Source organism: Sulfitobacter guttiformis (genome assembly GCF_003610455.1).
Classification (GTDB): Bacteria; Pseudomonadota; Alphaproteobacteria; order Rhodobacterales; family Rhodobacteraceae; genus Sulfitobacter; species Sulfitobacter guttiformis.
On sequence record NZ_RAQK01000002.1, the window covers coordinates 570,014 to 592,534 of the forward strand.

The 22,521-nt window shown below is 58.0% G+C and carries 22 protein-coding genes; 13 read left to right on the forward strand and 9 right to left on the reverse strand.

What is annotated here, in order from left to right:
• Positions 1-43: 43 nt before the first annotated feature.
• From cysG to C8N30_RS15395, 7 genes are all read left to right on the forward strand, one after another.
• Positions 44-1,438, forward strand: coding sequence for a siroheme synthase CysG (gene cysG / locus C8N30_RS15365; RefSeq protein ID WP_025061909.1), 1,395 nt, complete (start codon positions 44-46; stop codon positions 1,436-1,438).
• Positions 1,438-1,734 (forward strand): DUF2849 domain-containing protein, encoded by a 297-nt coding sequence (locus C8N30_RS15370; protein ID WP_025061908.1) that lies wholly within the window; start codon positions 1,438-1,440, stop codon positions 1,732-1,734. Before cysG ends, C8N30_RS15370 begins: the two co-directional genes overlap by 1 nt.
• Entirely contained in the window at positions 1,734-3,398 is a 1,665-nt protein-coding gene (locus C8N30_RS15375; RefSeq protein WP_025061907.1) for a nitrite/sulfite reductase, read from the forward strand. The genes C8N30_RS15370 and C8N30_RS15375 overlap by 1 nt, the downstream gene beginning before the upstream one ends.
• Positions 3,388-4,110 (forward strand): phosphoadenylyl-sulfate reductase, encoded by a 723-nt coding sequence (locus C8N30_RS15380; protein ID WP_025061906.1) that lies wholly within the window; start codon positions 3,388-3,390, stop codon positions 4,108-4,110. Before C8N30_RS15375 ends, C8N30_RS15380 begins: the two co-directional genes overlap by 11 nt.
• Positions 4,107-4,508, forward strand: a complete 402-nt coding sequence (locus C8N30_RS15385; protein ID WP_025061905.1) for a DUF934 domain-containing protein — start codon at positions 4,107-4,109, stop codon at positions 4,506-4,508. Before C8N30_RS15380 ends, C8N30_RS15385 begins: the two co-directional genes overlap by 4 nt.
• A 103-nt stretch (positions 4,509-4,611) precedes the next feature.
• Positions 4,612-5,460 (forward strand): ferredoxin--NADP reductase, encoded by an 849-nt coding sequence (locus C8N30_RS15390; protein ID WP_025061904.1) that lies wholly within the window; start codon positions 4,612-4,614, stop codon positions 5,458-5,460.
• 71 nt (positions 5,461-5,531) lie between these two features.
• Entirely contained in the window at positions 5,532-6,212 is a 681-nt protein-coding gene (locus C8N30_RS15395) for a M50 family metallopeptidase (RefSeq protein WP_025061903.1), read from the forward strand.
• 95 nt (positions 6,213-6,307) lie between these two features.
• Here the strand turns inward: C8N30_RS15395 and C8N30_RS15400 are convergent, their stop codons facing one another.
• The gene (locus C8N30_RS15400) at positions 6,308-7,063 is read right to left on the reverse strand and encodes a hypothetical protein (RefSeq protein WP_025061902.1); all 756 of its coding nucleotides are present in this window, start codon (positions 7,061-7,063) and stop codon (positions 6,308-6,310) included.
• 288 nt (positions 7,064-7,351) lie between these two features.
• Here C8N30_RS15400 and infC point away from each other — a divergent pair, with 288 nt between their 5' ends.
• Positions 7,352-7,810 carry a translation initiation factor IF-3 gene (gene infC / locus C8N30_RS15405; protein ID WP_249038046.1) on the forward strand — a complete coding sequence of 153 codons (459 nt, stop codon included), beginning with the start codon at positions 7,352-7,354 and terminating at the stop codon, positions 7,808-7,810.
• Positions 7,811-7,902: 92 nt separating this feature from the next.
• Here infC and C8N30_RS15410 read toward each other — a convergent pair whose 3' ends face one another.
• The 6 genes from C8N30_RS15410 to C8N30_RS15435 all read right to left on the reverse strand — a co-directional run bounded on the left by C8N30_RS15410 (position 7,903) and on the right by C8N30_RS15435 (position 16,028).
• The gene (locus C8N30_RS15410) at positions 7,903-9,855 is read right to left on the reverse strand and encodes an OmpA family protein (RefSeq protein ID WP_037967848.1); all 1,953 of its coding nucleotides are present in this window, start codon (positions 9,853-9,855) and stop codon (positions 7,903-7,905) included.
• Positions 9,856-10,024: 169 nt separating this feature from the next.
• Positions 10,025-10,819 carry an FAD binding domain-containing protein gene (locus tag C8N30_RS15415; RefSeq protein ID WP_025061900.1) on the reverse strand — a complete coding sequence of 265 codons (795 nt, stop codon included), beginning with the start codon at positions 10,817-10,819 and terminating at the stop codon, positions 10,025-10,027.
• Between the two features lie 154 nt (positions 10,820-10,973).
• Positions 10,974-13,337 carry a xanthine dehydrogenase family protein molybdopterin-binding subunit gene (locus tag C8N30_RS15420; RefSeq protein WP_025061899.1) on the reverse strand — a complete coding sequence of 788 codons (2,364 nt, stop codon included), beginning with the start codon at positions 13,335-13,337 and terminating at the stop codon, positions 10,974-10,976.
• Between the two features lie 108 nt (positions 13,338-13,445).
• The gene (locus C8N30_RS15425) at positions 13,446-13,931 is read right to left on the reverse strand and encodes a (2Fe-2S)-binding protein (protein WP_025061898.1); all 486 of its coding nucleotides are present in this window, start codon (positions 13,929-13,931) and stop codon (positions 13,446-13,448) included.
• A 115-nt stretch (positions 13,932-14,046) separates the two neighbouring features.
• A complete protein-coding gene (locus C8N30_RS15430) occupies positions 14,047-15,063 on the reverse strand; it encodes a molybdopterin-binding protein (protein ID WP_025061897.1) in 1,017 nt (338 codons plus the stop codon).
• Positions 15,060-16,028, reverse strand: coding sequence for an XdhC family protein (locus C8N30_RS15435; protein ID WP_025061896.1), 969 nt, complete (start codon positions 16,026-16,028; stop codon positions 15,060-15,062). Before C8N30_RS15435 ends, C8N30_RS15430 begins: the two co-directional genes overlap by 4 nt.
• A 153-nt stretch (positions 16,029-16,181) precedes the next feature.
• Between C8N30_RS15435 and C8N30_RS15440 the strand changes: the two genes are divergently transcribed.
• From C8N30_RS15440 to C8N30_RS15455, 4 genes are all read left to right on the forward strand, one after another.
• Positions 16,182-16,421: a BolA/IbaG family iron-sulfur metabolism protein gene (locus tag C8N30_RS15440; RefSeq protein WP_025061895.1), complete on the forward strand. Its 240-nt coding sequence runs from the start codon at positions 16,182-16,184 to the stop codon at positions 16,419-16,421.
• 94 nt (positions 16,422-16,515) lie between these two features.
• The gene (gene grxD / locus C8N30_RS15445; protein WP_025061894.1) at positions 16,516-16,878 is read left to right on the forward strand and encodes a Grx4 family monothiol glutaredoxin; all 363 of its coding nucleotides are present in this window, start codon (positions 16,516-16,518) and stop codon (positions 16,876-16,878) included.
• Positions 16,879-17,218: 340 nt separating this feature from the next.
• The gene (locus C8N30_RS15450; RefSeq protein ID WP_025061893.1) at positions 17,219-18,148 is read left to right on the forward strand and encodes a LysR family transcriptional regulator; all 930 of its coding nucleotides are present in this window, start codon (positions 17,219-17,221) and stop codon (positions 18,146-18,148) included.
• Positions 18,149-18,283: 135 nt separating this feature from the next.
• Positions 18,284-19,135 (forward strand): DUF481 domain-containing protein, encoded by an 852-nt coding sequence (locus tag C8N30_RS15455; protein ID WP_025061892.1) that lies wholly within the window; start codon positions 18,284-18,286, stop codon positions 19,133-19,135.
• Between the two features lie 152 nt (positions 19,136-19,287).
• Here C8N30_RS15455 and C8N30_RS15460 read toward each other — a convergent pair whose 3' ends face one another.
• Positions 19,288-19,680: a cell division protein ZapA gene (locus C8N30_RS15460; protein WP_025061891.1), complete on the reverse strand. Its 393-nt coding sequence runs from the start codon at positions 19,678-19,680 to the stop codon at positions 19,288-19,290.
• Positions 19,680-20,183 (reverse strand): hypothetical protein, encoded by a 504-nt coding sequence (locus C8N30_RS15465; protein WP_025061890.1) that lies wholly within the window; start codon positions 20,181-20,183, stop codon positions 19,680-19,682. The genes C8N30_RS15460 and C8N30_RS15465 overlap by 1 nt, the downstream gene beginning before the upstream one ends.
• A gap of 245 nt (positions 20,184-20,428) precedes the next feature.
• On the opposite strand from C8N30_RS15465, the gene tkt reads away from it, so the two are divergent.
• The gene (gene tkt, locus C8N30_RS15470; RefSeq protein WP_025061889.1) at positions 20,429-22,444 is read left to right on the forward strand and encodes a transketolase; all 2,016 of its coding nucleotides are present in this window, start codon (positions 20,429-20,431) and stop codon (positions 22,442-22,444) included.
• Positions 22,445-22,521: the final 77 nt, after the last annotated feature.

Consider the following 22,521-nt stretch of genomic DNA (forward strand, 5'->3'; position numbering starts at 1 on the left):
CAAAGTTCTATATATGACCTAACGAAAGCAGAGGAGCAGCGCCATGGACCACTTCCCCATTTTCATCGCAACCAAAACCGCCCGCATCATTGTGGCCGGAGGTGGCGATGCTGCATTGGCAAAGCTGCGCATTTTGATGAAATCATCTGCCAAGATTACAGTATTTGCCAGCGATCCCGCACCCGAGATCGAGCAGTGGCATCATCAAAACCGCCTGACCCTTGTGACCCGAGCAATGGATTACGGCGATGCCCTTTGCGCAAAGCTCTTTTACGCCGCCTCCGAGGACGAAGTTGAGGATGCGCGCACCGCACATCTGGCCATGACCTGTGGTGCCTTGGTCAATATCGTCGACAACCTGCACGACAGCCAGTTCATCACCCCAGCTATCGTTGACCGTGATCCCGTGACCATCGCGATCGGCACCGAAGGGGCCGCACCGGTTCTGGCCCGTGCCATCAAGGCAGATCTCGAGGAGCGCTTGCCACAATCGCTGGGGACGTTGGCGCGTATCGGTAAGACGTTCCGTGATGCGGCAAACGCGCTGCCCTTCGGCCGCCCGCGCCGTGATTTCTGGCGCGACTATTATTTCAATACTGGTCCCAAGGCGATCGGCGAAGGCGAGGCGCATATTTTGCCGGCTCTTGAGGCGCTTCTCGACACCCATCTAACGAAACCGGCCCGCGCAGGGCATGTGGCTTTTGTCGGTGGTGGCCCCGGCGATCCGGAGCTTCTGACCCTCAAGGCCCGCCGCGCGCTCGACGAGGCTGATGTAGTAATCTACGACCGCTTGATCACTCCCGAAATACTGGAGCTTGCCCGCCGTGAGGCCGTAATGGTTGACGTCGGCAAAGAGGGCTTTGGCCCCTCGACCCCGCAGGAGCACATCAATGCGCTATTGGTGGAGCACGCAAAGACCGGAGCGCAGGTTGTCCGCCTTAAATCCGGCGATGCGACCGTGTTCGGGCGTCTAGACGAGGAGATCGACGCTGTCGACGCAGAAGGCATCGGCTGGCACATTGTGCCGGGCATCACTTCCGCCTCTGCCGCTGTTGCCGCCATCGGGCAAAGCCTGACGCGGCGCGGGCGCAATGCCTCCGTCAGGTTTCTGACGGGCCATGACACCCGCGGTTTCGCCGATCACGATTGGTCCGCGCTTGCGCGCACCGGCGAGGTGGCGGCGATTTATATGGGTAAGAAGTCTGCCCGCTTTATACAGGGACGTTTGTTAATGCACGGCGCCGACCGGCACACGCCTGTGACTTTGGTCGAGAATGCCTCGCGCCCTGACCAGCGGGTGATCGAGACGACGCTCGATGTGCTTCCTTCTGCATTGGAGGCGGCAAACCTGTCCGGTCCCGCCCTTACTTTTCTAGGGCTTGCGCCGCGTGCTGCCCTTGCCGCTCTCCCTACTCTCAAACTCGAGGAGTTTGCATAATGACCAAATCTTTCAAACCGTCAGTCATCACCGCCAATGATTTACTTGTAGGCGATGTTGTCTATCTCAACGGCACCGATTGGGTCCGTAGCCTGTCGGAAGCAGAAGTGCTGACTGACGAGGCTGATGCCGACATCCGCTTGCTGGAGGCCTCGGCACAGGTGGCAACTGTTGTAGGCGTCTACCTCAGTCCGGTAGATACCTCCGATGGCGGCATCGAAACCACCCATTTCCGCGAAGCGTTCCGCGCGACCGGACCGTCCAACTATGCACATGGCAAAAGGGAGCACATCTGATGTACGCCTATACCGAATTTGACGATAATTTCCTGCGCAGCCGCAATGCACAGTTCCGCGCACAAGTGGAGCGCCGCATCGACGGCAGCCTGACCGAAGACGAGTTCAAGCCGCTGCGCCTGATGAACGGTCTCTACCTTCAGCTGCACGCCTATATGCTGCGCGTTGCGATCCCGTATGGCACGCTCAATGGCGCGCAGATGCACAGACTCGCCGACATTGCGGACAAGTGGGACAAGGGCTATGGCCACTTCACCACACGCCAGAACATTCAGTATAACTGGCCCGAATTGCGCGATGTACCGGACATGCTTGATGCGTTGGCCGAAGTGGACATGCACGCGATCCAAACCTCCGGGAACACCATCCGCAACGTGACGGCAGACCATTTCGCGGGTGCGGCAGCGGATGAGATCGCCGACCCGCGCCCTGTGGCCGAACTTATCCGTCAGTGGTCAACCGACCACCCCGAATTCCAGTTTTTGCCGCGCAAGTTCAAAGTCGCTGTATCCGGCGCACCGCATGACCGTGCCGTGCTCAAAGCGCATGATATCGGTCTGCAAATCGTTGAGCAGGAAGGCGAGCGCGGATATCAGGTCATCGTTGGCGGGGGCCTTGGCCGTACGCCGATGATCGGCAAGGTCCTTTACGAATTTGTCGCCTCCGAAGACCTGTTGCCCACGCTGGAGGCCATCGTCTCGGTCTATAACCTGCTGGGACGGCGCGATAACAAATACAAGGCGCGGATCAAAATCACCGTGCACGAGAACGGCATCGAGGACATTCGGGCCCGCGCGGATGCGCGCTATGCGCTGATCCGGCCCCAGTTCACCGGTGTGGACCAGCAGATGCTGGCGCGAATCGAGGCGGATTTTGCCAAGCCTGCGTTTGTGAACAAGGCTCTGGGTGCCTATGAAGCTGCCTACACCAATGATCCGGTGTTTCGCGCATGGGCAGATACGAACCTGAGCGACCATGCGGCGTCAGGTTATGCCATCGTTTCGATCTCGCTCAAGGCTCATGGTGCCACGCCGGGGGATGCGACCTCCGCGCAGATGCGCGTCATGGCGGATCTGGCACAAGAATTTGGGCATAACGAGCTGCGCATCAGCCACGAGCAGAACGTAATTCTACCCCATGTGCACCGCTCGGACCTGCCTGCTCTTCATGCGCGCATCAAGGAAGCGGGCCTTGGCACAGCAAATATCGGCCTGATTTCGGACATCATTGCATGCCCGGGCATGGACTATTGCGCATTGGCGACTGCGCGTTCGATTCCTATCGCACAAGAGATCGCGACCCGATTTGACGATCTCAAGCTCGAGCATGATATCGGCCCGCTCAAGATCAAGATCTCCGGCTGCATCAATGCCTGCGGGCACCACCATGTTGGCCATATCGGTATCCTTGGTCTCGACCGTGCAGGCGTGGAAAACTACCAGATCACACTGGGCGGCGACGGGTCAGAGAATGCCGCCATCGGCGAGCGTGCAGGCCCCGGCTTCTCGGCGGACGAGATTATCCCCGCGATAGAGCGTCTGGTTCTGGCCTATCTGGATATCCGCACCGAGCGGACCGAGACCTTCCTCGAAACTTACCGTCGCACCGGCCTCGCCCCGTTCAAGGCAGCCCTTTACCCACAGGCAAAAGCCAATGCCGCTTGATCAGCACCTTAATGCGCGTGTTGATGCCCTCAACACCGCGCTAAAACACCACGCTGCAGCCGATGTGCTGCGGCGTGCATTTCAGGCTGCGCCCAATCTGGCGCTTGTGTCCAGCTTTGGTGCGGAGAGCGTTGCACTGTTGCATCTGGCGGCTACGGTAAAGCCTGATGTGCAGGTGCTGTTCATCGACACCATGTTGCTGTTTCCCGAAACGCTGGCCTATCAGCGCGAGGTTGCGCGCAAATTGGGCCTGCACAGGGTGCGGGTCTTGCGCGCCGACACCTCAACGGCTGATCCTGATGACACATTGCACCTGCGCGATCCCGATGCTTGTTGCTCTTTGCGCAAAACCCAAGTGCTCAATGCCGCACTTGAAGGGTTTGATGGCTGGATTACGGGGCGCAAGCGGTTCCAGTCGGGCACACGCGCCGAACTACCCGCGTTCGAGGTTGAGGCGGCAACGGGCCGGATCAAGGTTAATCCGCTGGCGCATTGGACCTCTGAAGATGTGCAGGAATATATGGCCGAGAACGCGCTGCCTCGCCATCCTTTGGTGGCACAGGGGTATCCGTCGATCGGCTGTGCACCTTGCACCTCGCCGGTAAAAACTGGCGAAGACCCCCGGGCGGGACGCTGGCGCGGCCAGCAAAAAGAAGAATGCGGCATCCATTTTGTGGATGGCAAAATGGTACGTACAGGAGCACCGACATGAGCGTGATTGTTACCGATACAGGTTTTCAAACCGACGACTGGACTGCGGGATTTTGCGGCGGCGGGGCCGCGAACGATTGTGCTGCAATCGATTTGTCCTCCGACACCGCGCCCGAAGAGGTGACCCTCACGCCTGCACTTCAGATGATCCGCGTTGACTTCCCGTCTTCGGCTGACGGTCGCGGCTTCACCATTGCCCGTGCTCTGCGTTTGCGCGGCTATACTGGCCGTTTGCGTGCCAAAGGGCATGTATTAGCCGATCAATACGCCATGGCGCGGCGCAGCGGTTTTGACGAAGTCGAGATTGACGATGCTCTTGCGGCCCGCCAGCCTGCCGATCAATGGGCCTTCCGCGCCGATTGGCAGGACAACAATTATCAGGCACGACTGCGCGGCTGATCCGCGCTTGCAGCACGGGCCGCGCGCGGCATCGCTGCGCATTGCACCTGTGCCTTCATTTATCTAAGAAAAGGACTGCGGAGCATCGCTCTGCGGAGAAATCATGACCGAGCAAAAACCAGTGACCACCGACACCGCAAAAGCCGTCCCCACGCTGCCCGATGCGCAGACTGTGACTTCCGTGACCCATTGGACAGATCGCCTGTTTTCATTTCGCGTGACACGCCCGACAAGCCTGCGCTTTCGCTCTGGGGAGTTTGTGATGATCGGCCTGATGGGTGACCCACACCCGGAAACGGGTAAGGTAAAGCCTCTGCTGCGCGCCTATTCTATCGCCTCTCCTGCGTGGGATGACGAGTTGGAGTTTTATTCCATCAAGGTGCAGGATGGTCCGCTGACCTCACGCCTGCAACATATCGCTGTTGGTGACGAGATCATTTTGCGCCCGAAACCTGTAGGCACGCTGGTCCACGACGCCCTTTTGCCAGGAAAGCGGCTGTGGCTGTTTTCAACAGGTACGGGGTTTGCGCCCTTTGCATCGCTGCTGCGCGAGCCTGAGACATACGAGAAATTCGAGCAGGTTATCGTCACTCATACCTGCCGCGATGTGGCCGAACTTGAGTATTCCCGCAAGCTGATCGCAGACCTGCAAGCAGACGAGATGATGCAAGAACTGATCGGTGTCGAGAACCTTGCGAAAATCCGCTATTATCCCACAACCACGCGCGAGAACTCCGCAAAGATGGGACGCATCACTACCTTGCTCGAGGATGGCACGGTGTTCACGGATCTGGGGATTGACGGTATCACCGTTGGTGAGGACCGCGCGATGGTTTGCGGTTCCATGGGATTGAATACGGATATCAAAGTGGTCCTTGAGGGTTTCGGCCTTCAGGAAGGTGCCAACTCGGATCCAAAACACTATGTGGTTGAAAAGGCATTTGTCGGCTGAGCCGGACCAAAAACAAAGACGTGCGGGCGCTGTGAATTGACATTTGCAGCGCCCGCAGGCGTTCTGGACCGATGACTTATTTCAAATCCCACTGGCAATTGCTGGTGCTCACCGGTGTTGTCTTTGCATTTTGGCAAACGCCGGTCGTCGTGCCGCTCAAAATCCTGATCGTTTTTTTGCACGAACTGTCACATGCCCTCGCCGCATTGCTGACTGGCGGCTCGGTGGTCCAGATATCGCTTTCGCCCGATCAGGGCGGATTCGCGATTACGCGGGGCGGCAATCTGTTTGTCATCCTTACTGCCGGTTATCTAGGATCGCTTGTGCTAGGTGTCATGCTGTTGATGGTAGCACTCCGCAGCACTGCCGATCGCGGGGTGATTGCAATTCTGGGGGCGGTCATGTTGGCGGTAGCGGTTTTATTCGTGCGCGATCTGTTTGCGGCTGCGTTCTGTCTCGGTGCGGGGTTGTCGCTGCTTACCATGGCGCGTTTTTTGGGGCATGGCGCAAATGATCTGGCCCTGCGGGTCATCGGCCTCAGTAGCCTCATCTATGTCCCCTATGACATATTCGACGATACGATTGCGCGCGCGTCCCAACGCTCGGACGCCTATATGCTGGCTGAGGCATTTGGCGGCACTGCCATGCTCTGGGGAGCGCTCTGGTTGGCGATCAGCCTCCTTGTGATTGCCGCATGCCTGCACCGCGTGCTTGGCGCCTCCAGCAATATCGCCCTGCCCTTTGCACGCTAATGCGTCCCGGACGAAAAAAGCCGCCCCGTTCAGGAGCGGCTTTCAAAAATTTCAGACAGCGGTCGATCAAACAGCTTATCTGTTGAAGGTAGTGGTTACATGCCCAACGCTTTGCGCAATTGCTCCAATGCGATGCCCAGCAGCTCAGGATTGTCTTGTGCTACTGTAAGACTTTGGGTCAGCAAGTTTTTCTGCACGGCCCCCATATCGGAGCCTTCGATCACGGCGGATACCTGTGCGAGGTTGAAACCGTCCACAGTTAGCAATTCGGACATGTCCGCACCTTCTGCAACTGTTCCGACTGCTGCTGCCTGTGCTGCGGCTTGGGTGGATGCATCGGGCGCGGTCTGTGCGGGTGTTTCGGACGTGACTGTCTCTGCTGCGGCGGCTTGTGCGGCGGCAGCGGCCTGCGCTGCGGCAGCTTCCGCGGTTGCTGCGACTTCGGCGGCTGCATTTTCAGCAGCTTGTGCCGCATCAGCTGCACTCTGCTCTGCGGCGGCGGCGGCCTCTACGGCGGCGGCCTCAGCTTGTGCTGCAACTTCGGCAGCTTCGGCCTCTACAGCGTCAGCAGCCGCTTGAGCTGCTGCGCGTGCTTCTTCGGCCTGTGCTTCGGCTTCGGCTGCAGCGGCTTTTGCTTCAGCTTCTGCAGCAGCTTCCTCGGCTGCCAGTTTCTCGGCAGCGGCTTCGGCAGCGGCAGTTACTTCTGCGGCAGCTGCAGCGGTGGCTTCTGCGGCGGCTGTCGCTTCTGCGGCGGCTTTTGTTGCCATTTCCTGCACACTGCGCCCGGAATAAAGCAGGTAACCGCCAATCGCGATCACGGCTGCAACAACTATCCAAACAATATTTTTCATAATCTCTTCCCCTTATTTCGAGGCGCAAACGACAAAACGCCGATTTACGCACCATTGCGGCCCAAATGCGCATGCGTGTCCGCAGGTTCAAGGGGAAAACGCAGCATTCCCGCGCAAGCAAGCATGATTTTCGCCTTGAATGGAGGACACTGCGGGTTTATCTTCTCGAATTGGTAATACCACCATCAAAGGAACTCCATCATCGCTCGCAGACCCCATAACGCTCCGCCGCAACGTGACACCGGCCCGCGCATTAATGAATTTATCCGCTCCAACGAAATCCGCCTGATTGGCGCAGATGGCGAAAATGCTGGTGTCGTGACACCGGCCCGCGCCATGGAAATGGCTGAGGAAGCAGGGCTCGACCTTGTTGAAATCTCGCCAAATGCGAACCCGCCCGTTTGCAAAATCATGGATTTCGGCAAGTTCAAATACGAGACGCAAAAGCGTGAGGCCGAAGCGCGCAAGAAGCAAAAGATCATCGAGATCAAAGAGGTGAAGTTCCGCCCGAACACCGACACCAATGACTACGAAGTAAAGATGCGGAACGTGTACAAGTTTCTCGAAAATGGCGACAAGGTAAAGATCACCCTGCGTTTCCGTGGCCGTGAAATGGCGCACCAGAACTTGGGCCGTGAACTGCTCGAACGTGTTGCCGAGGACACCAAAGATCAGGGTAAGGTAGAAAACTTTCCAAAGATGGAAGGCCGGCAAATGGTTATGCTGATCGGGCCTTTGCCCAAATAACCCTTTCGGCACGCAGCGGTTCTTGAATTATCACGATCCTGCCGCAAGACAGCAAAAAGCCCTGACCAGATATGGTCAGGGCTTTATTCGTTTTAGCGGAGTAATTCCGTAATGTTGCGCACAACCGCACGACGGTTCGCCTGCTCTGCGATAAGGGTCTGAACCTTAAGCTGGCTCTCGCCATACCCCTGCACGATCATATTTTCCTCTGGCACACCGAAATATTCTGTAAGCGCCAGAGCAACAGTCTCGGCACGGCGATCCGACAATGCGAGATTGTAGCCGGCATCTCCAACCGCATCTGTGTGCCCTTCGACCAACAGCACAGTGCGCGGATCAGAGGCAATCAAATCACGCAGAGTAGCACCAAGACGTGACAGGCTTCGCGCCTGTTCGGGCGCAATTGCGGAAGAACCGCTGGCAAAGCGTACCGCGTCCAACTCGACCTCCGGCGCCAATGCGCGCACTTGGCGGATGTCGCGAATCTGTCGCAGCGAATACGCCGCGCCACGGTCACCGGACGCTTGTGCCAAAAGGGCAGCACGCAATTCGCCTTCCTCTACCGCACCAGCCTTCTGGCTGGGCGCGAAGTATTGCGGCAAACGGCTTACGACGATCTCGCGCTCTTCTACGGTATCATCGAACAGCGTATACTCCTGCCCGTCAGGCATAACCCGCAAACGGCGCAACACAGTGCCATCCGCACCGCGAATGGTCACGATGCGTGTGTCATCTGGCTTGGTTACGATTGTACGGCTCGAACCGTCATTGAAGGTTTCGGTCCGGACATCATTGCCGGGACGGCGCAATAGGGCATCGTCATCCTTAAGCACACGCAGCTCGCCATCACGCTCGACGATCACACGGTCTCCGGAGTTGCTTTTCACTTCGTCGCCATTGTTCAGGACAGACCCGACAACGACAGCACCAAGACCGAGTAGCAAGGCTTTTTCGAATTTGCTCAACCCTTCGCGTTCGGCTGGTGCTGCGGCGGTTGTCGAAGTCACAGCAGTTTCGAATTCTTCGCTGGAGGAGCGCACATCATCAACTGCGACGGTTTCGGTAACAACCTCGCCTTCTGCCTCGTCAGCCTGTGCCGCGGCAAGCGATTGTGCCTCTTCGCGCGCACGCTCGGCTTGCGCTTCGATACGCTGCTGGTCTTCGGCGGCAACGCGCTCGGCTTCGGCAGCGGCTTCTTCTTCTGTAGGCTCTGGCGCGGCGTCTGCAGCAGCTTGAGCTTCGGCAGCGGCTTCTGCATCAATGGCAGCTTGCGCTTCGGCGGCAGCTTGTGCATCGGCGTCGGCCTGCGCTTGTGCTGCAGCCTCAGCGTCCGCAGCTTCTTTTTCTGTCGCAGTTTCGGCTTCGGCAGCGACTTCTGCCTCAACAGCTGCATCCGCTTCAACCTCAGCGGCAGCTTGTGCTTCTGCTTCAGCAGCTCGTTGGGCCTCGGCATCGGCTGTTGCTTGCGCCTCTACACCAGCGGCCTCCGCTTCGGCCTGAGCAGCAGTCGCGGCTTCTTCGGCTTCCAATGCGGCCTGTGCTTCGGCATCTGCCGCAGCTTGGGCTTCGGCAGCTTGAGCTTCGGCGACAGCGGCGTCAGCTTCAGCTTGGGCTGCTTCACGAGCGTCTGCATCACCCTGCGCATCAGCCGCAGCTTGAGCGTCAGCGGCTGCTTGGGCATCCGCCTCAGCTTTCGCTTCGTCCGCCTGGGCTTGAGCTAGCGCCGCAGCTGCGTCTGCCTCGGCTGCAGCAGCAGCTTGTGCTTCGGCAGCAGCAAGTTCTTCTGCCGCTTGCGCCTCTGCTGCATCGGCTTCGGCATCAGCAGCCGCTTGTGCTTGCTCGGCTGCCTGTGCTTGCGCATCGACTTCAGCTTGTGTCGCAGCGATCGCAGACGCGAGGTCGTCCTCTGTCTGCACAACAGTTCCATCTGTCAGAGCGCAGGGAAATTCCCCCGTGCCACATGCCGCCTGTGCGAACGTAACGGATGGCAAACCCATCAACATGATGAGGCCGATCGAGGTTGATGTTTTGAGAATACCAGTCATGCAAATTCCTTCGGAAAGTGAACGCAACGCCGCAATGGCACCGCCTTATTCAACACCAGACTTGGCGCTTAGTTCCGATGATATGCAATATCACAGCTTCGAAATGAGATAGCCGCGCACGGTGGCGCGGCTATCAACCTACAAACTATCGCTATTTGGTCTTTATTTATCAGCCGTTTATGGCAATTACCGCACGTTTGGTCATTACACCGCACAGATGGGCGCGGTAGGTGCCCGATCCATGCAAATCACTGATCATCTGGTCACCGGAAAGAGTAAGTCCTGCCAAAGCCTCTGCCGAGAAGTTGCCGCTGAGTGCTGCTTCTGCCTCGGTCCAGCGAAACACGCCATTTTCGGACGCGCCCGTTACTGCAACCCGCACACCGTCTGCAAATTTCGCTACGAAAACAGCAACCAGCGGAAAGCGCGAGGCAGGCTGCAAGTGCTTCTCGTAATGGGATGCCTGCGGGATCGGGAACTTGATCTCGGTAACAATTTCGCCTTCTTCCAGCGCTGTCTCGAACATCCCGAGGAAGTAATCATCGGCTGCAATCTCACGCTTGTTGGTGATCACAGTTGCACCAGACGCCAGAACACCCGCTGGGTAGCAGGCTGACGGGTCATTGTTGGCAACAGAGCCGCCAATCGTGCCGCGGTTGCGTACTGCCGGATCACCGATGCGGGCCGCCAAAGAGGCCAACCCCGGATAGTCCGCCGCCGCTTGTGCAGCTACTGTCGCGTGGGTGGTCGCCCCACCGATACACAACTGGCCTGCGTCGTTTTTGCATACACCTTTCATCTCAGCGATGCCGTGCAACGACACCAGAACCGACGGTGCCGCCAAACGCGCCTTGAGCGTCGGGATCAATGTCTGTCCCCCGCTCAGCGGCTGGGCTTCTTCGCGCGCCAATGCCTTGACGGCATCCGCAACTGTCGTGGGCATCTCCACATCAAAATTATACATCTTGTCTTCCTTTCAATGCGGCAGTCGACCAATTATCGGGCAGGACTGTCCCCATTCATTTTTCCTATTAACTCAAAAGCGCGCAGCGCCCGCCTAAACTTCATCAAAGGCAACGGAAGCAGGAAGGATAAGAGACACCCTTCCCGCAGACACGTTAGCCGTTCATCGCCTCCCAGACACGGTGGGGGGACACAGGCATGTCGATATGCCCGATGTCCTTACCGCCGGAGCGCATCGCATCCAGCACCGCGTTAATCACCGCAGGGGGCGATCCAATTGCTCCCGCCTCTCCACAGCCTTTTACGCCCAATGGGTTGTGCGTACAGGGCGTCTGGCAGGAATGGTCCACGTCGTAGAACGGCAGATCCGAGGCACGCGGCATAGCATAATCCATATAGCTGGCGCTCAGCAACTGGCCATCGCTGTCATAGGCGCAGTTCTCGAGCAATGCCTGCCCGATTCCCTGCGCCAGACCGCCGTGGACCTGTCCGGTCACGATCATTGGATTGACGACATTTCCGAAATCATCTGCCGCCGAGAACCGCTCGACCGTCACTTGTCCTGTTTCTGGATCAAGCTCGACCTCGCAGGCATACGCACCGGAGGGATAAGTAAAGTTCGACGGATCATAGAACGCCGTTTCCTCCAGCCCCGGCTCTATCTCTTCCAGCGGATAGTTGTGAGGCACGTAGGCAGCGAGTGTCACCTCGCCCCATGCAACGGATTTATCGGTGCCGGCTACAGTAAACGCACCGTCTTTCAGCTCCACATCTGTCTCAGATGCTTCCAGCAGGTGGCTGGCAATTTTGGTCGCTTTGGCAATGATCTTTTCTGTCGCCTTAACCATAGCAGAGCCGCCCACTGCAAGTGAGCGAGAACCATAGGTGCCCATCCCCATGGGTGTGTTTGCGGTGTCACCGTGTACGATCTCGACCATATCCTCGGGGATGCCGATCATATCCGCGACCACTTGTGCAAAGGACGTCTCGTGCCCCTGCCCGTGGCTGTGTGAACCTGTCATGACGACCAATCCGCCCGTAGCGTTAACCCGTACTGTGCAGGATTCAAACAGACCCGCACGCGCACCCAGTTGCCCCACAAGATTGGAGGGCGCAATACCGCACGCCTCGATGTAGCAGTTGACGCCAAAGCCGCGCAACTTGCCCTTCGCCTCGGAGGCCTTGCGGCGTGCGGCAAATCCGGGGATGTCGGCCATCTCTTCGAGCTTGTCCATTGTCGCCACGTAGTCGCCTGTGTCGTATTCCACCGCCACAGGTGTCTGATACGGGAACTCCATAATAAAGTTCTGGCGCCGCAATTTGATCGGATCGACCTTCAGCTCATGTGCGGCCTTATCGACCAACCGCTCAAGCTGGTATGTGGCCTCGGGGCGGCCTGCCCCACGGTAGGCATCAACAGGCACAGTGTTGGTAAACACGGCCTTGACGTTCACATACACCAGCGGCGTTTTATAGTTGCCCGCCATCAAAGTGCCATGCAGCCACGTCGGCACGGACGGTGCGAATGTGGAAAGATACGCCCCCATGTTTGCGTAAGTATCGGTGCGCAGCGCGGTAAAGTTGTTGTCCTTGTCCAAGGCGAGCTGAATCTTGGTCACATGGTCGCGACCATGGGCATCCGACATAAACGCCTCGGACCGCGATGAAGTCCATTTGACCGCACGGTTGCAGGCCTTAGCAGCGAAAGTCACAAAGGCTTCTTCCTGATAATGGAAGATTTTTGTGCCGAAACCGCCGCCCACGTCGGGGGCCACAACGCGCAGCTTATGCTCGGGAATGCCCAGAACAAATGCACCCATCAGCAGACGGATCACGTGCGGATTCTGGCTGGTAGTATAAAGCGTGTGATCGCCTGTACCACGGGCGTAATCCCCCACTGCCACGCGCGGCTCCATCGGGTTGGCGACAAGGCGATTGTTCACCAACTCAAGAGTGGTTACGTGCGCAGCTTCCTCGAACGCGGCGTCGACCGCCGCTTTGTTTTCCTCAACGAAACCCCAGTCATAGCACAGGTTCGATGTCAGATCATCGTGCACTTTTGGGGCGCCTTCCTTGACGGCGTCCTTCATATTCACAACAGCCGGCAAGTGGGTGATGTCGAGGACAATCGCCTCGGCGGCGTCACGCGCCTGCTCCAGCGTCTCGGCCACGACCGCGGCAATCGGCTCGCCTACGTGGCGGACCTTGCCATGGGCCAACACCGGATGGCGCGGCTCTTGCATCGGTTGGCCGTGTTTGTCAGTTATCTGCCAGCCGCAAGGGACCGAACCTACGGCCTCGAAATCGGCACCGGTGAAAACCTTGACCACACCCGGCATAGCATCCGCTGCCGAGGTATCGACGGAATTGAGCGTGCCGTGCGCCACGTCCGAGCGCAGGAAGTAGACATATGCCTGCCCCCGTACATTGATGTCATCGGTGTAATTGCCTTCTCCGGTCAAAAACCGGATGTCCTCGCGCCGCTTGCTGCTGGCGCCGATACCACTGTCCTTTGGCATTTCACATTCTCCCTAAGAGCGGTGCAACTCGCGCTGTGCACCAAAGCTTTTGTCGCGGACGATACCGCCAAACGTGCCACCCGCCTCCCGCGGATGGCACGCTGTTAATCACTCTGCAGCGATTGCCGACACATCCTGACCGGAGGCTGCCATGATCGCTTTTACGATGTTGTGGTAGCCCGTACAGCGGCAGATGTTGCCGTCCAGATAATGGCGCACATCATCGACCGTGGGTTTAGGATTGTCTTTGAGCAAGGCTGCCGCCGACATCACCATACCTGGGGTGCAGAAACCGCACTGCAATCCATGGTGATCCTGAAACGCTTGCTGGATAGTGTTGAGCGTGCCGTCAGGTGCGGCTTGACCCTCAATGGTGGCCACTTCGGCGCCCTGCGCCTCGACTGCCAGCATCGAGCAGGATTTGACCGCTTGCCCGTTTACATGGACAACACAGGCACCGCACTGGCTGGTATCACAGCCGACATGCGTGCCCGTCAGGCCCATATTCTCGCGCAGGAACTGCACCAGCAATGTGCGGCCTTCGACCTCACCGGATGCGGCCTTGCCGTTCACAGTCATTTTTAGCTGTGTCATTCACGTCCTCCCAGACATTTCTTATGGTTGTGTTGAATAGAGTTAAGCACGCCACCGGGCCGTTGAGAACCCAAATTTTTACTTGGCGCAAAACTTGTGAAGTCAGCAGTGGGGGTTAGTCTGCCGTTATATCCTGCTGCGCTGGTGATCGCGGGCGGCGCGGCTGGGGGCGTGTCGGAATTTCTTTCAGCAGTCCACCCACACCCATTGCCGCGATGTCCTGTGCTGTGACCGGCACGCCGCAAACGATACGCGCCAAAACCCAGTCCGCTCCGTTGAGCGCGGGCGATCGCGCACATCCAGGCAGGCCAATGACTTGTGCGGCGCCCAGCGCGCCCAGAAACAACAGATTACCCGGATCGACAGGCATGCCAAAGCGCGTGACATGCCCCCCCGCCGCGACAAGTGCAGAAGGCGCCACATCGTGGATGTCGGAAGTGGCGGACCCCGTGAGGATCAAGACCAGCGGTGCTTCAGCAGCTCTGATCGCAGCCGCGAGTGCACCTAAGGTATGAGGCACAATCAAAACCTGCGACAAAGCGACGCCCAAGGCCGTCAGCCGGCTCTCGATCGCTTCGCGGCCCTTCTCTCCTGCGCCGCCGGCAATTTCGGTGATGATCAGCGTTGCGGTCTTAAGGATAGGGGGAGCAACGGTTATTGCCCCCTGCGCCGCCAATGCAGCACGCGACACCGCAACCTGTGGCACGGCATAGGATATAATCTTGATCGTCGCGACCATATCGCCACGGCGCAACTGATGGTGGGGAGGCACGGTTGCAACCGTGATCATGGGGTCGAACGCGTTAACCGCGTGAAGGGCCGACACGTCCAGCATCGCGACCCCCTCGCTTTGTGCGATCAGGTTCACCCGTCCTGTAAATGCAGCACTGCGACGCAAACCTCTACTGCCTGCAAGCAGCGCATCGGCAAGCTGTTCAGCGGCAGCATCCTCGCCACTGTCACCGTGCTCAAGTGTGGCGACGATTATCGCGTTTATGTCTGAATTTAGCAATGCAGCGATATCATCCGCATCCAGCATCTTCCCTTTACGCAGCCGCCCCTCCGGCAGGGCCACGGAATGGGCCAGCACGCTACCCTGTGCCTGCGCAGTAGGCACCGGCCCGAACTTCATGGGCGGCGCAGGCCCGCAATCATCTGCGCAAGGATCGACACAGCGATTTCCGCAGGGCCAGACGCGCCGATGTCGAGGCCAACAGGCCCGTTAATGCGCGCAATCGTGTGAGGGTCGAATCCCGCTGCGCTCAGCCGCTCGACCCGCATGGCATGAGTACGCTTTGAGCCCAGCGCCCCGATGTAGAATGCGCCCGATCGCAGCCCCAGATGCAGCGCCGGATCATCGAGTTTCGGGTCATGCGTTAACAATACCAGTGCTGTGCGGGTGTCCACGCCGACCTCCTCAAGTGCTGCGTCGGGCCAGTCGTTTATTACGCGGGCATCCGGAAACCGCGCCTGCGAGCCAAACGCCTCGCGCGGGTCCACAACCACAGGATCGAAACCCGCGATCCGCGCCATCGGCACAAGAGCCTGTGCAATATGCACGGCCCCCACAACGATAAGGCGCAGGGGCGGATTATGGATGGCAACAAATTTCTGCCCGTCCTCCTCAAGCCCCGAACGGTCGGCGCGAAAGCGGTCGTTGTGGCCCTGCTCCACAAAGGCACGGTGTTTGCCGTCCAATGTCACTTCATAGGCAACGGGCGTGCGGGCCGCGCGCGCAGCCACCAGCGCCTCGAGCATATCTTGAGGCATGCCCCCTGCGCCTACAGGTTCGACCAACACACGGATATTGCCGCCACAGGCAAGGCCCACGGCAAAAGCATCGCCGTCGCTTACCCCGTATTCAAGAATTTTTGTCTCGCCCTCCTCCAGTGCCTCGAGGGCCTCAAGAACGACTGCCCCCTCCACACAGCCGCCCGAGACCGAGCCCTCCATTTCTCCCTCAGAGGAGACAACCATCTGTGCACCCACACGGCGAGGTGCTGACCCCCATGTCTCGACGACGGTGGCAAGGGCTGCACGCTTACCTTCGGTGATCCATGCCAATGCTTGTTCCGGTGCGCCTGATATCGGTTGCATAGGGGGTGCCTTTGTCTGTGAAGCTGGACATCCACCGTCCGACAATCAGCGCCCCAGCGCAAGCCGTGTTCGGCACACAAGGCTGTGCTCCCTTGCACGCGGCCCTGCCCCCCATTACATCTATGATCACAGACACTGTTGGAGAAACGCCCCATGCCTATGACTGCCCACGAGATCGAAGACCTGTTGCGGATAACCTTCCCCGATGCGCAGATCGTGGTGGAGGGCAATGACGGCGTGCATATGTCGGCCCTTGTCGTTGACGAGAGTTTTCGCGGCCAGAACAGAGTGCAACAACAGCGCGCTGTTTATGCAGCCCTCAAGGGAAAAATGGACGGCTCCAGCGGTGAATTGCACGCTCTTGCCCTGACCACAAAGGTACCGACAGAATGATGATCTTCCTGACCGCCCTTGCCACCGCAACCCTGCTGGCCGCCCGCAAGGCGATGACACCCCAAAAACAGACCGTACCCGTAAGGAAAACCAAATGACCGACGCAAAGACCAAAATCAAAGAAACCGTGAGCGCGCACGATGTTGTCCTGTTCATGAAAGGCACCAAGGAAATGCCCCAGTGTGGGTTTTCTTCAAAGGTAGCAGGTGTACTGAATTACATGGGCGTAAATTTTGCCGACGTGAATGTGCTGGCCGATGAAGAGATGCGTCAGGGCATCAAGGATTATTCCGACTGGCCCACTATTCCGCAGCTTTATGTAAAGGGTGAGTTTGTCGGCGGTTGCGATATCATCACCGAGATGACCCTCTCGGGCGAGCTTGATACCTTCTTTGCCGAAAATGGCGTGACGTTTGATAAAGAAGCTGCCGATAAGATCCGTGAAGCCAACGCCTGAGGCTTTGGCCCGGTTGCGTGCATCAGCACACGCGAGAGTGACATAGACTGTAGAGCTACAGTTATTGCGCGCCTCCCGAGGGGGGCGCGTTTTTCGTTTTTCAGGGCTCATATGCGCAAACCTAGGTATATGTGGTCGGTTTGCTTAGCTGCTATTGCGTGGCGTCTTCGCCCCATTGGGGAATTCCCGCCCCCTAACCAGCGTGCCCTTGCGCAACGCCATGAGTGCAAGGCCGGTCAGACATTCGGTATTATGAGTTGCTATCACTGACGGCGGGTTTAGAGATGGTGTCGCGCATAACAATCCCGCTCAACTCAATAATTGCTCATGGACGCTCTGCATGGATATTACCCTGATCAAGACATTTATCGAGGTCGCGAACACGGGATCGTTTGTTGCTGCCTGTGACCGTCTGTTTGTCACCCAATCCGCCGTGAGCCTGCGCATCCAGCGCCTTGAAGACAGTCTGGGGCATCCGCTCTTCACCCGCTCCAAAGCCGGTGCGATCCTCACGCCTGCGGGCGAGCAGTTCGAACGCTATGCCCTTAGCCTGCTGCGCCTGTGGCAAGAAGCCCGCCAGCAAATCGCCATTCCCGAAGGGTATAGCCGCGCAATCACGATTGGTGCGCAATATTCCCTTTGGCCGCGCCTCGGGTTTCGTTGGCTGGACGAAATGCAGATGCAGATGCCCGAACTGAGCGTACATGCCGAACTTGGCATGACCGACCGGATGACACGGTTTCTGGTCGAAGGGGTTGTACAGGCAGCGCTTATGTATACGCCCCAGCTACGCCCCGGCCTTATCGCGGAACCTGCGCTTGACGACGAGCTGATCCTTGTGGCCTCCTACCCCGATGCAACGATGGATCTGGGGCAGCATTATGTTTCTGTCGATTGGGGGCCGGAGTTTACCCATGCGCTTGCGCTGAACTTGCCACATCTGACAGATTCAGGCCGCTCTATGGCATTGGGCGCAATGGCCGCGGATTATATCGTGAACCGCAAAGCCGCTGCTTACCTTCCGGCAAGAACCGTAAAGCGGTATATGGAGCAAAATAAACTACATCTTGTAGCAGATGCACCACGGTTTCCCTATCCATCGTGGGTAGTTTGGCGCGACGACATTGAGCCAGACATCGCTGCAGTCGCCAAGTCAGCCCTAAAAAAAGTTACTCAAGCAGCTGAAAAAGAACAGGAAAATATCGTCTCCGATTTGGAGATCGTAGAACATTACGACCCTGCTCTCTTCCCTGCAATTACAAATGACTAATTATCGGTTTAAGGCTGAGTAATTCAAATTTCACTCATTTGAACAACATCCCTAAAAGAAGTGTCAGCAGAGATGCTAACGACCTTCCGGCACCTGCGCCGGGGGGCGCTGACAACTTCTCAAAAGGGAAACATTATGAACACCCTCTTCAAATTCGCCGCTGTCTCAACGCTGGCTCTGATGGTTGCTGCCCCTGCCATGGCGCAGTCAAACGCAAACACCGTGCTGAACGACAGCATCGACGACATCACAACGGATGTGAACCGCGACCTGAACCGCGCAAACGATGCCGACCGCTTTGGTCCGAACGGTGTTGCACAAGGCTGGCGCGGCTCCTTCGCTCTGTCTGCGTCCGGTACATCCGGCAACACAGACGAAGGCGATTTGTCTGCTGCTGGTCGTCTGACCTATGGCATCGGTGACTGGAACCACCTCGTTGGTTTCGCGGCTGAATACAGCGAAGCAAACGGCACAACCAGCGAAGAGAAATTCTTTGCAACATATGAAGGCAGCCGCTACTTCACCGAACGTCTGTATGCATTCGGTCTGGCACGCTACCAGTATGACGGCTTTCTCACCGACAATGACGGCGCCGAAATCCCAGGTGCGAGCCGCACAGACGCCTTCTTGGGCTTTGGTCCCGGCTACCGCGTCATCAACCGTGCCGACCTGACATGGCGTGTACAAGCGGGCCCTGGCATCCGCTACGTCAAACAGTCGAACGGTGATTCCGATACCGAAGCGAGCATGATCATCACATCGCGTTACTTCTACGGGATCAACGATCAGGTGTCGCTCACCATGGACACCGATATTCTGGGCTCCGAGACGGATACGATTTTCGCAAACGATGCGGGCATCAACTACAAGCTGACGGACAACCTGTCCACACGTATCAGCCTGCGTACCGAGTACACCACCGATCCGATCGGTGCCGACAAATCCACAGACAACACCTTTGGTGTGTCGTTGGTTCTGGGCTTTTAAGCACAGGGGACTGGAATTACCTCTCCGGTGGCTAGTGGCCTCGTGAAGCCGGAGGAGGAAAGAACAAGGGAGGATGGTTTGCGCCATCCTCCCTTGTTAATTCTGAAGGGCAGTTTCAGGGCAGCCAGCAAACGCACGAATGAAGCAGCAGTTTAGCCGCCAACCTTCTCGTCCACCGAAGCAGCCAATGCCTCTGCACGTGCAGCGAGCTCTGACAGGGTATCCGTGACAGATTGCGGCACCACAGGCACCTCGATCCGCTCGGGCTCGATTACAACATTGCGAAGTCCGGCCAACTCCGCCTCGCGCTCGGCCAGCTCTGCACGAATTTCCGTGATCTTGTCCTCGACGCTGGCGGTCTTGTCAGCCAGCATCAAACCAGCCATCAGCAGCATCCGCGCTTCGGGCATCCGGCCCACAGCATCGGCAAGCACCTGCGCCTCGTCATCCAGCATTTTGGCGGCGGAGTGCAGATAGCTTTCCTCCCCCTCCTGACAGGCAACATCGAAATGGCGTCCGCCAATGGAAATCTTGACCTCTGGCATTATGCGTCCTCCTGCGCGGATTTGTCGTCGTTGAGCGCAGTGTCGAGCAGTGGCTGCAAACTGGCGAGGATGGTCGAAGCCTCCGCCACGTCTGCTGCACGGGCTGCACGCAGGGCCTCAAGCTCGACCATCATTGATTTATTGATCAGATGGGCATCACCAACCCCTTCGGCATTTGCATCACGCAGCGAGGAGCAGACTTCGCTCAACTGGGCATTGGCGCGACGCACGCGCTGCAACTCGATATCAAGCTGCGCCATTCGTGCCTCGCTTGCATCGACGGTGGCGCGCAGCGTGGCAATTTCAGTCTCTGATTTGGTGCGCAGGGCCAGCACGCGCTCTTGCAGCTGGGCATTGGCTGTCCGCTCGTCCTCGAGCTGGCGCAGGGTTTCTTCATCCGGTGCGGGCGCTGACGTGCTGGCGGGCCCCAGTTTTTCAAGGCCGAAGGCGACCTGATCCATCGCCGCTGTTATGCGTCGCTGTAATTCTACGATATCGTTCATACGCCCTCTCGCTTCTCCGACGGTGCGGACCACGTTTGCGGTCACGAATCGGTTTGCCTATAATATTCAGCCAATCGTACCCAATGCACAGATAAAATACTGCCCCCCATTCAAATCAGCAGCTTGGCGCGCAAACTTCATGCCTTGCATCAATACCTCTGCGCCGCAGCCGCGCTTGATCTTTCGCCCTGCCCTGATATGCAGCAAAAAAACTGCGTTCATCTTTGCACAAGGAGCCATGTCGCGTGGATCTCAAAGCCCTCCAAGCCGCCAATCCCGATCACTGGTCAAAAGCCACCGCTATTCGCGCCCTCGCGCTTGATGCTGTGGCGCAGGCCAACTCCGGCCACTCCGGCATGCCAATCGGAATGGCCGATGTGGCCACAGTACTTTTCCAGAACCATCTGAAGTTTGACGCGGCCAATCCGCTGTGGCCCGATCGTGACCGCTTTATCCTGTCTGCGGGTCACGGCTCGATGCTGATTTATGCGCTGTTGCACCTTGTGGGCGATGTGCAATTTCCGATCGAGGAAATCCGCAATTTCCGGCAGATGGGCGCACGCACCGCTGGCCACCCAGAAAACTTCCTCGCTGATGCGATTGAGACAACGACCGGCCCGCTGGGTCAAGGCATTGCCAACTCCGTGGGCTTTGCCATGGCAGAAGAGATCCAGCGCGCGACTTACGGCGCCAAGGTTGTCGACCACTATACCTATGTTATCGCCGGCGACGGCTGTTTAATGGAAGGCGTGAGCCAGGAGGCGATTGCGCTTGCGGGACGTCACAAACTGTCGAAATTGATCGTAATGTGGGATAACAACAACATCACCATCGACGGACCAGTGAGCCTGTCGGACACCACAGACCAGGTTGCACGCTTTCGTGCCGCAGGCTGGGACGTGCAGGAAGTCGATGGCCATAACCCTGCCGAAATCGACGCAGCGTTGAATGCTGCCAAAAAGACCGACACTCCAAGCATGATCGCGTGCAAAACGCATATCGCCTTGGGCCATGCAGCACAGGACACCTCCAAGGGCCACGGCGCATTGACGGACCCTGCGCAAATGGTTGCAGCAAAGGAAGCATGGGGCTGGACTGCAGCCCCGTTCGACATTCCGACTGAAATTAAATCCGCATGGGAAGCCATCGGCAGCCGTGGCGCGGATGCCCGCCGCGATTGGGAAGAGCGTTTTGACAAAATGCCCGGAAACAAGCGCGAGACATTCAATCGCGCGCTAGCGGGTGATGCGCCCAAGAAACTGAGCGCCGTTATCAAGGCCTTTAAAAAGCAGACGACCGAGAGCGCGCCAAAGCTGGCAACACGCGCGTCTTCTGAAAAAGTTCTTGAAGTTCTGAACCCTATCCTGCCTGAAACTGTTGGCGGCTCCGCCGACCTTACCGGCTCGAATAATACGAAAACAGCTGACCTAGGTGTTTTCGATCTAGAGACACGCGGTGGCCGCTACGTCTATTGGGGCATCCGTGAACATGGCATGGCATCCGCAATGAACGGTATGGCGCTGCATGGCGGCGTACGCCCCTACTCCGGCACATTCATGTGTTTCACCGATTACGCCCGCCCCGCCATGCGCCTCAGCGCGCTGATGCAGGTGCCTGTTGTCTATGTCATGACCCACGACAGCATCGGTCTAGGCGAGGATGGCCCGACACATCAGCCCGTCGAGCATCTGGCGATTTCACGCGCCACTCCAAACACACTGGTGTTCCGCCCTGCCGATACAGTCGAGACAGCAGAAGCCTGGGAAGTTGCATTTACCGAGAAGAGCCGCCCCTCCGTGCTGTCGCTGACGCGTCAGGGTTTGCCTACTGTGCGCCTCGAGCACAAGAACAAGAACATGACCGCCCTTGGTGCTTATGTTCTGGCCGAAGCGGAGGAGAAGCGTCAGGTGATCCTGATCGCGACAGGCTCCGAAGTGGAGATTGCCCTGAAGGCGCGTGATCTTTTGCAGGCGGAAGGCATCGGTACACGCGTTGTCTCGATGCCGTGCATGGAACTCTTTGCCGAGCAGGACGAGGCATACCGCAAGCGCGTTCTGCCGGGTGGTGCCGTACGTGTCGGCATCGAAGCTGGTGTGCGTCAGGGCTGGGACCAGTGGCTGCTGGGCGAGCGCGGCAAATGGGGCAAGGCGGACTTTGTCGGCATGGACCGTTTCGGGGCCTCCGCACCTGCTGAAGAGCTGTTCGAGAAGTTCGGGATTACGCCAGAGCACGTAGCAGCCAAGGCAAAAGCTCTACTGTAAAGCTGCATGAAGATAACGTTTAGGGCGGTGCTTTTTACAAAGCGCCGCCCTTTTTTGTTGCGAAATCGAAAATAGTC